This window comes from Microbacterium sp. 05N427, assembly GCF_056397105.1.
In genome coordinates, this window is record NZ_JBFTMT010000007.1 from 37,326 (window position 1) to 50,832 (window position 13,507).

A 13,507-nucleotide genomic window follows, 5' to 3' on the forward strand; every position below is an offset into this window, starting at 1 on the left:
AGGGCATCATGAGCACACCCGTCATCCTCGACTGCGATCCCGGCCACGACGACGTCTTCGCGATCTGGCTCGCCGCCGCGAACCCCGCGATCGACCTGCGTGCCCTCACCACCGTGGGCGGCAACGGACTGCTGGAGTTCACCACGCGCAACGCCCGCATCGCCTGCACGGTCGCGGGGATCGAGGGCGTGCCGATCGCCGCAGGCGCGGCAGGGCCGATCCATGGCCGGCTGCATCCTGCGGAGCAGATCCACGGCGCCAACGCGCTCGGCGGCCCGGAACTTCCGGATCCGACCGTCCCGGAGGATCCTCGTCACGCGCTGACCCTCATGAGGGCGGTGCTCGAGGAGTCCGCAGAGCCGGTGACGATCGTCGCCACGGGGCCGCTCACCAACGTCGGCCTGCTGGTCCGCGATCATGCCGACCTGCTGCCGCGCATCGCCCGCGTAGTCTGGATGGGCGGGTCGACCGGTCGCGGCAACGCGACCCCCTACGCGGAGCTCAACGCCTGGACCGACCCCGAGGCGATCGCCCTCGTGCTGGACAGCGGGGTGGACTTCACGATGGTCGGGCTGAACATCTCGCACCAGGCGCTGATCACACGCGAGGTGCGGGAGCGGATCCGCCGCATCGGCACGCGCACGGCGGTGTTCGGGGCGGAACTGCTCGAGTTCTTCTGCGCCACCTACGAGGTCGCAGAGCACATGCCGGACGGTCCGCTGCACGATCCGATCACGGTCGCGATGCTCATCGATCCGTCTGTGGCCACGACCGTGCGCGCGCGGCTCGACGTCGAGACGGAGGGCGTCTTCACGCGCGGTGCCACGAGCGTGGACCTCCTCGGCGTTCTCGGCACCGCGCCCAACGCGACGATCGCGATCGATCTCGACGTCGACCGGTTCTGGGCGCTCATCGAAGAGGCGGTCGGCACCCTCGCCTGAGAAGCGCCGGCCGCCTCACGGGTCAGCCGACCGACCCGCGGACTAGCCGGCCGACCCGCGGGTCAGACGCCCGCGGATCAGAAGTGCGTACCGCCGTCGATGCGCACCTCGGTGCCGGTGATGAAGGCGCCGTCGGCGCTCGCGAGCATCGCGACCACGCCGGCCACGGACTCGGGGCCGGCGAAGCCCTGGCCGATGGCCGGGGCGAGCTTCATGAACAGGCTCATGTCGGCGTCCTCCGGAAGACCGGGCCCCCGGCTCTGCCCGCTCTGGCCGGATCCGTCGGTCATCCCCGAGGAGATCGACCCCGGCTGCACGGCGGTGAAGCGGATGCCCTGCTTGGCGTACTCCGCCGCCAGCGCGTGGGTCATCGACTGCACGCCGCCCTTGCTCGCCGCGTAGGCGGCCATGTACGGGTGCGCGAACATCGCGGAGGTGGAGCTGAAGTTCACCACGGCGGCGTCGCTGCCCGCGAGCAGCGCGGGGATCGCCTCGCGGATCATCAGGAAGGTGCCGACGAGGTTCACCTGGATGACCTGCTGGAACTGGTCGAGCGTGGTCTCGGCAGTGTGCGAGGAACGAAGGATGCCCGCGGCGTTCACGAGCACGTCCAGGCCGCCGAGGGCCTCGACCGCGGCGGCGACGCCCGCCTTCACGGAGGCCTCGTCGCCGATGTTGACCTCGATCGCGGTGAGGCGATCGGCGGCGTCTCCCGCCTTCGCGACGGTGTCCGCGAGACCGGCGGCACTCACGTCCGCCGCCACGACGTGCCCGCCTTCGGCGAGCATGCGCAGCACGGTGGCCTGACCGATGCCGGATCCGCCGCCGGTGACCAGAGCGCGGCGACCTTCATAGCGGTTCATGTCGAATCCTTCTTCCTGTGGAGTCCTGTTGTGCCGAAGTGGCACAACGTGTCATATTGACACACAACACCATGAAACGGAAGATATTCCCGTACTCTCGGATCATGCAGAACCGCACCGGACTCATGTCGCGCCGCAAGGCGGCGACCGCCGGCGAGATCGCGACGGAGGCGGCACGTCTGTTCTCCGAGCGCGGCGTCGCCCAGGTGACGGCGGCCGAGATCGCTGAAGCCTCCGGGGTCTCGCTGCGCACGTTCTACCGCTACTTCCCGACGAAGGAGGATGCGGTCGCCCCGGTGCTCGAGATCGGCGCGGCGCGCTGGCAGGCCGCGCTCGGGGAGGCCGAGGAGGAGCCCGCAATCGCGATCCCCGCCGTGCTCGCCGCGCAGCTCACCCCGGAGACGCCCGAGGACACCGAGGGCCTCGCCCGGATGCGCCCGCTGCTGCGCGCGCTCGCCGAGGACCGGGAGCTCAGGGCGGTGTGGCACCGGGTGAACCACGAATCCGAGGAGCGCCTCGTCGCACTCATCTCCGAACGCGGCGAGCGCGACCGGCTCGCTGCGCGCGTGCTCGCGGCGGCGGCGACCGAGGCGATCCGGATCGGGCTGGAGGAGTGGTCACAGTCGACGGCAGGGGTGCGCGGAAGCGGATCCCCGGCGGCGCTCGCCGCCCGCGCGTATGCGGCGCTTGCGCCGAGGCGCTGAGCGCTTGTCCCGCACGGATCAGCACGAAGGCTCCGGCCCGCGGTCCCGTGCGGGAACCTAGGCTGGAGCCATGACGATCCCCGGAATCCTCCTCAACGACGGCCACACGATCCCTCAGCTCGGCTACGGAGTCTTCAAGGTCGACCCGGCCGACACCGAGCGCACGGTCAGTGAAGCCCTCGAGATCGGGTACCGCCACATCGACACGGCGGCGATCTACGGCAACGAGGCGGGCGTCGGAGCGGCGATCGCGAAGAGTGGCATCCCGCGCGACGAGCTGTTCGTGACCACCAAGCTCTGGAACGACCGTCACGATGGCGACGCCCCCGATGCGGCGATCGCGGAGAGCCTGGAGAAGCTCGGCCTCGACCACGTCGACCTGTACCTCGTGCACTGGCCGACCCCCGCCAAGGACAACTACGTGCACGCCTGGGAGAAGGTCGTCGAGATCCGCGACCGGGGTCTCGCCCGTTCGGCCGGCGTCTCGAACTTCCTCGTGCCGCACCTGGAGCGCGTCGTCGCCGAGACCGGCGTCACCCCCGCGGTCGACCAGATCGAGCTGCACCCGGCCTACCAGCAGCGCGACGTCGGCTCCTGGGCGCGCGACCACGACGTGAAGATCGAGGCCTGGGGTCCGCTCGGTCAGGGCAAGTACGACCTGTTCGGGATTCCGGCCATCGCGGACGCCGCAGCAGCGCACGGCAAGAGCCCCGCGCAGGTCGTGCTGCGCTGGCACCTGCAGAAGGGCAACATCGTCTTCCCGAAGTCGGTGCGCGCCGAGCGCCTGCGGGAGAACCTCGACGTGTTCGACTTCGCCCTGAGCGACGTCGAGTTCGCCGCGATCTCGGCCCTCGATCCGGGAGACGGCTCCGGTCGCGTGGCCTCGCACCCGGACGAGGTCAACTGAACGGCAGCCCCCTGTCGCGCCGAGCGGACGAAGGAGCCAGAATATCGGGATGAGCCCTTCGGATCCGGCACCCGCACGCGGAGTGCTGCGGCTGTGGCCGTGGTGGACCTCGCTCATCGCTGCGGCCATCGTCGTCCTGGCCTTCGGCGTGATGCGCCGCTTCGACTTCATCGGCATCAACGGATTCAGCACGATGAACTACGGCTGGCTCGCGTTCTCGTTGGTCGGTGGCGCGGTCCTGGCCTGGCGTCTCGCTCGCGCCCCCGGGCCCTGGTGGGGGATCGCGCTGCGCGCGCTCATCGCCCCGGCCATCGCCTTCGCGCTCTGCTTCCTGCTCGTGACGCTGATGGGCCTCATCTTCCTGCCGCAGCAGTCGATCGCGACCACGCTGACCACGGACGCGCCCGGCCGCGCGATCTGGATCGGGCTCGGCGTGCTCGTGCTCAGCGCGCTGTGCGAGATCGCCCGGGCTGCGATCAGGGCGATCCGCGGCCGTGCCGGGACGTCCGACAGGCCGCGCTGACCGGTCCCGCCCGGCGTAGCGTGAAGCCATGAGCAATCGCCTCGCCGGCACCGGCAGCCCCTACCTGCGCGCGCACGCCGACAACCCCGTGGACTGGTATCCCTGGGGCGAGGAGGCGTTCGCCGAGGCGCGCCGCAGGGACGTGCCGGTGATGATCTCGATCGGGTACTCCACCTGCCACTGGTGCCACGTCATGGCGCGGGAGTCGTTCCAGGATCCGGTCACGGCCGAGGGGCTGAACCGCGGTTTCGTGTCGATCAAGGTCGACCGGGAGGAGCATCCCGAGGTCGACGCCGCGTACCTGGCGGCGGCCTCGGCGTTCACACGCGATCTGGGCTGGCCGCTCACCGTCTTCGCGACGCCGTCCGGGCGGGCCTTCCATGCCGGCACGTACTTCCCGCCCGTGGCGCGAGGGCAGATGCCGGCGTTCGGCACCGTGCTCGCCGCTGTCCGCGAGGCGTGGACCGACCGTCGCACAGAGGTCGAGGATCTCGCCGGCGCGGTGGCCGACGCCCTGGAGTCCTCGGACGCGGCGGATCCCTCCCCTCTGCCCGATGAGGCCGCGCTCGCCGCGGCCGCGGACGAGGTCGTCGGCCGGGAGGACCGACGGTACGGCGGCTTCGGCACCGCGCCGAAGTTCCCCGTCGCCACGACCCTGCGATTCCTGCAGGCGGAAGGGCGCACCGACGTCGTGGCGCGGGCACTCGACGCGATGGCCGCATCCGAGCTGCGCGACGAGGACGGCGGCTTCTTCCGATACGCCACGCAGCAGGACTGGTCCGTGCCGCACTACGAGCGCATGCTCATCGACAACGCGCAGCTGCTCGACGTGGCGATCGATGCGGAGCGCGCTGATGTGGCGCGCGGCATCGCGCAGTTCCTGATCACCGTGCTGCAGCGCCCCGATGGCGGATTCGGCGCCGCGCAGGACTCCGAGTCCGTGATCGACGGGCAGCGCAGCGAGGGCGGCTACTACCGCCGCGCGGTGGCCGCACGGGCAGGCCTGCAGCCGCCGGCCGTCGACGGCAAGGTCATCACGGGCTGGAACGGGCTCGCGATCGGTGCCCTCGCGCGCGCCGGCGCGGTGCTCGGCGAGCAGGCCTGGATCGACGCCGCGGTCCGCGCCGCGGAGACCGTGCTGGTCGTGAACCGCGATGCGGCGGGGCGCCTCGTGCGCACCTCGCTCGACGGCTCGGCCTCGGCGGCCGTCGCCACGGACGCCGACCTCGGCCTTCTCGCGGACGGGCTGTTCGCCCTCGCCCTGGCGACGGGGGAGGCACGCTGGGCGACGCGCGCACTCGAGGTGCTCGAGGCCGATGCGGCCGCCGACCCAGTGCTCGCCGCATACGCGATTCCCGCGGCCGCCGACGGCGGTGACGGAGACCTTCCGTCCGGTGCATCCGCACGGGCGGCCGCAGAACTCACCGCGTGGCGGCTCGGGGCGGGGGAGGWGCATCGCGAGCGCGCCGCCGCCCTCGTCGCGGCGCGCGCGGCTCAGGCGCTGCGCCACCCGTTCGGATCCGGTGCGCTGCTGCGCGCCGCGGCGGCGCTCGCCCGCCCGCCGCGGCAGATCGTCGCCGTGACCTCCGAACCGCGCGGGCCGCTCGCGATCGCCGCCCGCGCCGCCGACGCCGATCTGATCGCGGTGCTGAGCCCGGAGCAGGTGCGGGCTTTCGCCGAGGCCGGCTTCACGCTCTTCCAGGAGCGCGACGGCGTCGACGGCGTCGTGCACGACTGCCGGGGCTTCGTCTGTCTGCTGCCGGTGTCGGATCCCGCGCTCATCCCGATCGCGCGCTGACCACCGGATCCGGGACTGCTGTACATTCTGACCAGGCAGATTGGGCGGATGTCCGGCAGGCTGTGCGACATGCGCAGTTGTCGCTGAACCGTTTGTCCAGCGAACTGGGCCGTGGATACAGTGGCCGGATCCCCGGCGACGTCGCCGCTTCGGCCCTGCCGCACGACGCGCCGTCTCCACCCGGCCCGAACGAACCGCAGCAAGGACGCCTCGACGATGACCCTCCCTGTCACCCCGCCCCCGGCCACTCCGCCGACCAATGCGCGCCTGGATGCCGTGCCGGCCTACAGGCAGGGGCGCTCGGCTCCGGACGGCGCGTCGAAGCTCTCCTCGAACGAGTCCCCGCACCCGCCGCTGCCGTCCGTGGTCTCGGCGGTCGCCGACCGGCTCGGATCCATCCACCGCTACCCGCAGATGGCGGCGCCCGAGATCATCGGCCGCCTCGCCGAGCGCTACGGCGTCGACCCCGCGCTCGTCACCGTCGGCGCAGGATCCGTCGAGCTCGCCTCGCAGCTCATCCACGCGATGGCGGGAGAGGGCGACGAGGTCATGTTCGCCTGGCGCTCCTTCGAGGCCTATCCGTCCCTCGTGCGCATCGCCGGCGCGACCCCGGTGATGGTGCCGCTCGACGCCGAGCACCGGCACGACCTCGATGCGATGCTCGCCGCCGTCACCGAGCGCACCCGCCTGATCTTCGTGTGCAACCCGAACAACCCCACCGGCACGGTCGTGGGGCCGGAGGAGCTCGAGCGCTTCGTGGCCGCGGTGCCGCGCGACGTGCTCGTCGTGATCGACGAGGCCTACGTGCACTTCGACGGCTCGCCCTACTTCGCCGAGGCGCAGGGGGCGACCGACCCGGAGCGCGGCGCGGGCCTGGAGTTGTTCCGCCGCTACCCGCACGTGGCCGTGCTGCACACGTTCTCCAAGGCCTACGGACTCGCGGGCCTGCGGATCGGCTACGCCATCGCGCCCGCCGAGATCGCCGCGGCCCAGCGCAAGGTCGCCGTGCCCTTCGGCGTCACCGACCTGGCCCAGGCCGCCGCGGTCGCATCCCTCGATGCGCAGGACGAGCTCGCCGCGCGCATCGCCGAGGTCACGGTGCAGCGCGACCGCCTGCGCGACGTGCTCATCGCCGCGGGCTGGCCCGCCGTGCCCTCCGAGGCGAACTTCGTCTGGGTTCCGGCGGGGGAGCGCTCGGTCGAGCTCGACGGGCTTCTGCACGACGGCGCCGTCGTCGCACGGACCTTCCCCGGCGAGGGCGTGCGGATCTCCGCCGGATCCGCCGAGGACATCGACCGCGTCGCGGCGGCCCTCGACGCCGGCGCGACCCCGAGCTCCGCTCATCCCACCGCTGCCGTTCGCGAGGAGGCGACCGCATGACCATCGAAGTTCCCCTGACCACGACCACCACGAAGGGCCTGCAGCCCGGGCTCACCCGCCGGCAGATCTCCATGATGGGGCTCGGCGGTGCGATCGGCGCCGGCCTGTTCGTCGGCTCCGGTCAGGCGATCGGCATCGCAGGACCTGCCGTGATCGTGTCCTACCTCGTGGCCGGCACCATCGTCGTGCTCGTCATGGCGATGCTCGCCGAGATGGTCGCCGCCAACCCGTCCTCCGGTGCATTCAGCTCCTATGCGCAGAAGGCCATGGGCCGCAGCGTCGGCAGCGCGGTCGGCTGGCTGTACTGGATCCAGCTCGTCGTCGTGATCGCCGCCGAGGCCACGGGAGCCGCCGGCATCGTCGCGCACCGTTTCCCTGGACTTCCCGAATGGGCATGGGTGCTGCTGTTCGTGCTCGCCCTCACCGTCGTGAACCTGCTGGGCGTGCGCAACTACGGCCGGTTCGAGTTCTGGTTCGCCGCGATCAAGGTCGCCGCGATCATCGCGTTCCTCGTCGTCGGCGTGCTCGCGATCGTCGGCCTGATCCCGGGCCACGCGGCCACCGGGGTGGGCAACCTCGTCGACCAGGGCGGCTTCGCCCCGACCGGCATCGCGGGCATCGCGGGAGCGCTGCTGATCGTCGTCTTCGCATTCGGCGGCACCGAGGTCGTCGCGATCGCGGCGGCCGAGTCGGACGACCCGTCGCGCAACATCAGCCGGATCGTTCGTCAGGTGATGGTGCGGATCCTGGTGTTCTACGTCGGATCCATCTTCGTGATCGTCGCGGTGCTGCCGTGGAACTCCGAGTCGGTGCTGGCCGGGCCCTTCTCCGCGGTGCTGGACACGCTCAAGATCCCCGGTGTGGGGCTCGTGATGGACCTCATCGTCATCGTGGCGCTGCTGTCGGCCATGAACGCGAACATCTACGGCGCCTCGCGCATGGCGTTCTCGCTCGGCGAGCGCGGTCTCGCCCCGCTCGCGCTCACCCGCACGAGCGCCGCCGGAGTGCCCCGCGTCGCCGTGCTGAGCTCTGTCGCCTTCGGGTTCGTGACGGTGATCCTGAACTGGATGTTCCCGAACCAGGTGCTGCCTGCGCTGCTGAACGTGGTCGGATCCACCCTGCTGATCATGTGGACGGCCACCGCGCTCGCGCAGTTCATCCTGCGTCGGCGCGCCGACGCCGACGGCACGCCGCTGCCGATGCGCATGTGGGGCTTCCCGTGGCTCTCGATCGTCACGCTCGTGCTGCTGGCCGCCGTGATCGTGCTCACGATGTTCGATGCCGGGGCGCGCACGCAGCTCCTGCTCACGATCGGGCTCACCGCGCTGCTGCTCGTGCTGGCGCGCCTCACCCGCGGCCTGGCTCGTCCCGGAGTTCTCAAGGACTCCGCCGACGAGGTGTTCCGGAGCTGACGATGCGCATCGATGCCCTCGACGCGGCCCTGATCCGGCTGCTCACGGACGCACCGCAGCTGCCCGTGCTGGAATGCGCACGGCGACTGGGCGTGGCCCGCGGCACCGTCACCAGCCGTCTCGCGCGGCTGCACGAGAACGGTGTGATCGAGGGCATCGTGCCGCGCATCGACCCGCGAGGGTTCGGATACGCGCTCACCGCGTTCTGCCAGGTGGAGATCGACCAGAAGGTCGGGCACGACGAGGTCGCGGAGGCGCTGGCGTCGGCGATCCCCGAGGTCGTGGACATGTACACGGTCACCGGGGCGAGCGACATGCAACTGCGCCTCGTCGCGCACAGCGCCGAACAGCTGCAGGAGGTTCTCGACCGGATCGCGCTGGTGCCCGGCGTGGCGCGCACGGCGAGCTCGATCGCGATGCGCACGCACCTCAACGGACGGGTGCTGCCGCTCGTGGAGCACGCGGCCCGGGGCTGAGCCCTGCGTCGGCCTACTACTCGTCGTTCCCGGTCCAGCCCTTGCGCCGGAACCACCACCACATGATCGCGCCCGAGATCACCATGGATCCGATGCCGAGCAGGAAGAACGACCACGGGCCGGACAGCACGTGCGCGATCGACCAGTCGAAGTTCATGCCGAAGAAGCCCGTGAGGAAGCTCAGCGGCAGGAAGATCGACGCGATGATGGCGAGCTGCTTCGACGTCTCGCCCTGCCGGTTCGCGACCGTGGAGAGATAGAGGTCGGTGCATCCGGACACCATCTCGTGATAGCCGTCGATCTCGTCCGTGATCCGGATCAGGTGGTCGTAGATGTCGCGGAAGTAGTCGTGGCTGTCGGCCTCCAGCCCCGCCAGATCCGTGATGACCTCGGCCTGCCGGGCGAACAGATCGCGCATCGGGACGACAGCCCTGCGCAGCTTCAGCAGCAGGCGCTTGAGGCCGAAGGTCTGCTGCAGCGCCTTGCTTCCGCCGCCGGCGACGATCGCGTCCTCGAGACTGTTGATCTCTTCGTCGAGATCGCTGAGGATCGGGAAGTAGCTGTCCACGATCACGTCGATGATCTTGTAGACGTAGTAACGCTCGGTCTTGGGCGCCGTGGAGTTCTGCAGCAGCGTGCGCACCTGGCGCAGGTCCTGGAAGCGCTCTCCGTGCACCGTGACGATGAACTCGCCGCTGAGGTGGCAGTGCACCTCCTCCAGCGGGTGGTCGTTCTCGTCCTCGGGGTGCCGCTCGACGGCGGCCTGCAGCACGAGGAGCGCCCCCTCGCCGTAGACGTCGAGCTTGGGGCGCTGCCCCATGCGCTGGGTGTCCTCGATCGAGAGCGGATGCCAGCCGAGCAGGGTGCCGAGCCGCTGGATCTCCTCCGCGGTCGGGGAGACCAGATCGAGCCAGAAGAACTCGCCCTGCCCTCGCAGCTGCGCGATCAGGGATTCGTCGATGGAGTCGAGGATGCGCATGTCAGATCCAGGTGATCATCCAGTTGTGCGCCTGCCAGAACCACCACGGCACGGGCAGGCCGATCCAGAGCGGGTAGAAGAACGCGCTCAGCAGGACGATCAGCACCAGGATGACCGCCACGGTGCGCTGCCCGGACTGCCGCCGGTGCCGCGGATCGCTTCGCCGCCCTGCGATGTCGCGCAGCGCGAGCGCGAGCGCGAGGATCAGGAACGGCGCCATCACCACCGTGTAGAACTGGAAGATCGTGCGCTCGGGGAACGCCAGCCAGGGCAGGTATGTCGCTGCGAGTCCCACCAGGGGGATCGCGTAGCTCCACGGCATGGGCGAGCGCAGCACCAGTCCGCGCACGAAGCGCACGAGCAGGTAGACCGCGGCCGCGACGCCCAGGTACCAGATCAGCGGGTTCGGGATCGAGGTGATCGTGCCGATGCAGTGGTCCGTGCCGAAGCAGGGCTTGTCCTGCCCGCCGACCCAGAACGCGGTGGGACGGATCAGCAGCGGCCATTGCCACGCCGGGCTGGCATAGGGGTGCGACGACGTCAGCCCGACGTGGAACGCCAGGATGTCCGAGTGGTATTTGAACCACGACGTGAGGACGTTGTCCGTGATGTTGCGGTCGTAGCCGCCCGTGGTGAGGAACCAGCCGCTCCAGGAGGCGACGTACACGGCCGCGGCGACCGGCACGAGCAGGACGAAGCTCGCGAGGCCCTGCCGGAGGACGGCGTCGGTGGGCCACAGCGCGACCCCCGCGCGGCGGCGGGCGAGCGCGTCGGTCACGACGAGGTAGATCCCGGCCGCGGCGAGCACGTATGCGCCGGACCATTTCACCGAGGTCGCGGCGCCCAGGGCGACGCCCGCGGCGAGCACCCACGGGCGGCGCCAGAACACGCGGCCCCAGAGCGTCGGGTCATCACCGCGCTCGTGGGATGCGCGGTCCTCGAGCCGCGACATCGTCTGCCGCCGGTCGTACACAAGGAACAGGATCCCGAGCACGATGAAGAAGGTGAGGATTCCGTCCAGCAGTCCGATCCGGCTCAGGACGATGCCGAGCCCGTCGACGGCCATGAGCAGGCCGGCGATGCTCGCGACCGTGATCGAGCGGGTGAGCGCCTTGGCGAGCAGGTAGACGACGAGCACGGTGAGCGTGCCGATGATCGCGGTCGAGATGCGCCAGCCGAAGCTGGATCCCGGGCCGAACCCGGCGATGCCGAGGGCGATCAGCCACTTGCCGAGGGGAGGGTGCACCACGAACGCCGCGGTGTCCTCGAGCGCGCTCGTATCGCCCTTCGCGAACATCTCGTTCGCGCCGGTACGCCAGGATCCCTCGTATCCCTGCACCCACAGCGACCAGGCGTCCTTGACGTAGTACGTCTCGTCGAACACGATCGTGTGCGGATGCCCGAGTCCCGCGATGCGCAGCACCGCGGCGAGGAGGGTGATGAGGGTCGGCGCGAGCCAGGACACGAGCCGGAGCCGGGCCGGATCCCCGAGCCAGGCGTCCCGCAGTCGCTCCCAGGCGGTGGGGCGGCCGTCGATGCGAGCGTCGAGGCCGGGCAGCAGAGGCGCGGTCACCCGCTCAGCCTATGCTGGGGCGGGTGATCATCCTCGCGGCCACTCCGATCGGAAATCTGGGCGACGCATCCCGCCGCCTCATCGAGGTGCTGGAGAACGCCACGGTCATCGCCGCGGAGGACACCCGCACCACGCAGCGGCTGCTGCAGGGGCTCGGCGTCGTGAACCGCCCCCGGCTCATCGCGCTGCACGACCACAACGAGAAGGCCAAGGCCGCAGAGCTCGCGGAGGCGGCCGAGACCGAGGACCTCGTCGTGCTGAGCGATGCCGGCATGCCCACCGTGAGCGATCCAGGATACGGACTGGTGGCCGCGGCCGCGGAGCGCGGCGTCACCGTGACCGTCATCCCGGGCCCGAGCGCGGTTGTCACGGCGCTCGCCGTGTCGGGGCTGCCCACCGACCGCTTCACGTTCGAGGGATTCCTGCCGCGCAAGCCGGGGGAGCGCCGCTCGGCGTTGACCGCGCTCGCCGGCGAGCCCCGCACGATGGTGTTCTTCGAGTCCCCGTCGCGCCTCGCCGCGACCCTGGGCGACATGGCGGCAGCCTTCGGCGCTTCCCGCCGGGTGGCGGTGTGCCGCGAGCTCACGAAGCTCTACGAGGAGGTGCGCCGTGGCGGCGCCGCCGAGCTCGCCGCATGGGCGGAGCAGGGCGTGAAGGGCGAGATCGTGGTCGTCGTTTCGGGCGCCGAGCCGCGTGCGGTCTCCCCGGAGGACGCTCTCGCCCAGGTGCAGGCGCTCGTCGCGTCGGGCGTGCGCCTCAAGGACGCATGCGCGGAGGTCGCCGCGGCCACGGGCCTCGGCTCGCGCGACCTGTACCAGGCCGCGCTCGCCGCGAGGTGAGGGGCTAGCGCTTTCGCGGTAGGGGCGCGCACGCGCCGAGTGCACGGGTTGTTGTCGAGCGCACGGGATGTTGGCGCGAAGTTCGGGTGCACTGGGCAGGATCCGGTGTGCTCGAGGTGTGCCGGGCGAGCGCACGGGGTGTTGTCGAGTGCACGGGGTGTTGGCGTGATCGCGGCGTGGGGCCGGGTGCAGGCCGGGCGAGTGTGCGGGGTGTTGTCGAGTGCACGGGGCGTTGGCGGGGAGGTCTCGTGCAGTCGGCAGGATCCGGTGTGCTCGAGGTGTGCCAGGTCCGGAGCGAGCCGATTCGGGCACTGCGGAGTGGCGAGGGCGTCATCGGCGGCGGTGCTCGGGCAGGATGCTCGACGTGGATGACGACGAGGTGGCGGCCGCATACGACGCGCGCGCGGCGGAGTACATCGCGTTGATCGGCAGCATCGATCAGATGGAGCGCGCCGATCTCGCAACGATCGGCCAGTGGCGGGACGAGACGCCTGGCACACTGCTCGACGCCGGGTGCGGCCCCGGGCTGTGGACGGCGTTCCTCGCGAACCCGACCCCGACCGCGAACCCTGACCCCACCCCGAACCCTGACCCCACCCCGAACCCGGACCCCACTCCGAACCCGGATCCGGAGCCCCGCCTCGAGGTCGTCGGTGTCGACATCTCGGCGGAGTTCCTCGCCGCCGCTCGCGAGCGGCATCCGGCGCTCCGGTTCGAGTCCGCGACGATGCGCGAGCTGCCGTTCCCGGACGGATCCTTCGGCGGAGTGCTCGCCTGGTACTCGCTCATCCACGTGCCGCCGGCCGAGCTGCCGGAGGTCCTCGCCGAGCTCGCACGGGTGCTCGCCAGGGGCGGCCGGATCCTGATCGGGTTCTTCGACGGCGAGCCACGGGAGCGGTTCGCGCACGCGGTCGCCCCTGCGTACTACTGGTCGGCCGGGGCTCTGACCCCGTTGCTCGAGAACGCGGGTCTTCGCGTGATCCGCTCGGAGCGCCGCGGGCGCGAACCCGGTGCGGCCGGCAGCGTCCGCCCCCACGGCGCGCTCGTGGCCGAGCGCCGCTGACGCGCACCCGTCGTCATCGTCCGAACCGGGCCCCKCATCCCGCCTAGAA

13 protein-coding genes are annotated in these 13,507 nt (G+C 71.0%); 10 read left to right on the forward strand and 3 right to left on the reverse strand.

The window, feature by feature from the left end; genetic code table 11:
* The first annotated feature begins 8 nt into the window (after window positions 1-8).
* Window positions 9-941, forward strand: coding sequence for a nucleoside hydrolase (locus AC1DG4_RS08215; protein WP_477376775.1), 933 nt, complete (start codon window positions 9-11; stop codon window positions 939-941).
* A gap of 77 nt (window positions 942-1,018) precedes the next feature.
* Here the strand turns inward: AC1DG4_RS08215 and AC1DG4_RS08220 are convergent, their stop codons facing one another.
* Entirely contained in the window at window positions 1,019-1,804 is a 786-nt protein-coding gene (locus tag AC1DG4_RS08220; RefSeq protein ID WP_477376777.1) for an SDR family NAD(P)-dependent oxidoreductase, read from the reverse strand.
* 104 nt (window positions 1,805-1,908) lie between these two features.
* Here AC1DG4_RS08220 and AC1DG4_RS08225 point away from each other — a divergent pair, with 104 nt between their 5' ends.
* The 7 genes from AC1DG4_RS08225 (at window position 1,909) to AC1DG4_RS08255 (ending at window position 9,004) form a co-directional block, all read left to right on the forward strand.
* Window positions 1,909-2,508: a TetR/AcrR family transcriptional regulator gene (locus AC1DG4_RS08225; protein ID WP_477376779.1), complete on the forward strand. Its 600-nt coding sequence runs from the start codon at window positions 1,909-1,911 to the stop codon at window positions 2,506-2,508.
* Between the two features lie 70 nt (window positions 2,509-2,578).
* Entirely contained in the window at window positions 2,579-3,415 is an 837-nt protein-coding gene (locus AC1DG4_RS08230) for an aldo/keto reductase (protein WP_477376781.1), read from the forward strand.
* A gap of 49 nt (window positions 3,416-3,464) precedes the next feature.
* Window positions 3,465-3,938, forward strand: coding sequence for a hypothetical protein (locus AC1DG4_RS08235; protein ID WP_477376783.1), 474 nt, complete (start codon window positions 3,465-3,467; stop codon window positions 3,936-3,938).
* Between the two features lie 28 nt (window positions 3,939-3,966).
* Window positions 3,967-5,736, forward strand: a complete 1,770-nt coding sequence (locus AC1DG4_RS08240; protein ID WP_477421175.1) for a thioredoxin domain-containing protein — start codon at window positions 3,967-3,969, stop codon at window positions 5,734-5,736.
* 216 nt (window positions 5,737-5,952) lie between these two features.
* Complete coding sequence (locus tag AC1DG4_RS08245) at window positions 5,953-7,116, forward strand: histidinol-phosphate transaminase (protein WP_477376786.1); 1,164 nt, start codon at window positions 5,953-5,955, stop codon at window positions 7,114-7,116.
* Window positions 7,113-8,528: an amino acid permease gene (locus tag AC1DG4_RS08250; protein ID WP_477376788.1), complete on the forward strand. Its 1,416-nt coding sequence runs from the start codon at window positions 7,113-7,115 to the stop codon at window positions 8,526-8,528. Before AC1DG4_RS08245 ends, AC1DG4_RS08250 begins: the two co-directional genes overlap by 4 nt.
* Window positions 8,529-8,530: 2 nt before the next feature.
* Entirely contained in the window at window positions 8,531-9,004 is a 474-nt protein-coding gene (locus AC1DG4_RS08255; RefSeq protein WP_477376789.1) for an Lrp/AsnC family transcriptional regulator, read from the forward strand.
* A 16-nt stretch (window positions 9,005-9,020) separates the two neighbouring features.
* On the opposite strand, the gene corA is transcribed toward AC1DG4_RS08255, so the two are convergent.
* Window positions 9,021-9,983 (reverse strand): magnesium/cobalt transporter CorA, encoded by a 963-nt coding sequence (gene corA, locus AC1DG4_RS08260; protein ID WP_477376791.1) that lies wholly within the window; start codon window positions 9,981-9,983, stop codon window positions 9,021-9,023.
* 1 nt (window position 9,984) lies between these two features.
* Window positions 9,985-11,556 carry a dolichyl-phosphate-mannose--protein mannosyltransferase gene (locus AC1DG4_RS08265; RefSeq protein ID WP_477376793.1) on the reverse strand — a complete coding sequence of 524 codons (1,572 nt, stop codon included), beginning with the start codon at window positions 11,554-11,556 and terminating at the stop codon, window positions 9,985-9,987.
* 23 nt (window positions 11,557-11,579) lie between these two features.
* On the opposite strand from AC1DG4_RS08265, the gene rsmI reads away from it, so the two are divergent.
* Window positions 11,580-12,395: a 16S rRNA (cytidine(1402)-2'-O)-methyltransferase gene (gene rsmI, locus AC1DG4_RS08270; protein ID WP_477376795.1), complete on the forward strand. Its 816-nt coding sequence runs from the start codon at window positions 11,580-11,582 to the stop codon at window positions 12,393-12,395.
* A gap of 364 nt (window positions 12,396-12,759) precedes the next feature.
* The gene (locus AC1DG4_RS08275) at window positions 12,760-13,458 is read left to right on the forward strand and encodes a class I SAM-dependent methyltransferase (protein WP_477376797.1); all 699 of its coding nucleotides are present in this window, start codon (window positions 12,760-12,762) and stop codon (window positions 13,456-13,458) included.
* The last annotated feature ends 49 nt before the right edge of the window (window positions 13,459-13,507 follow it).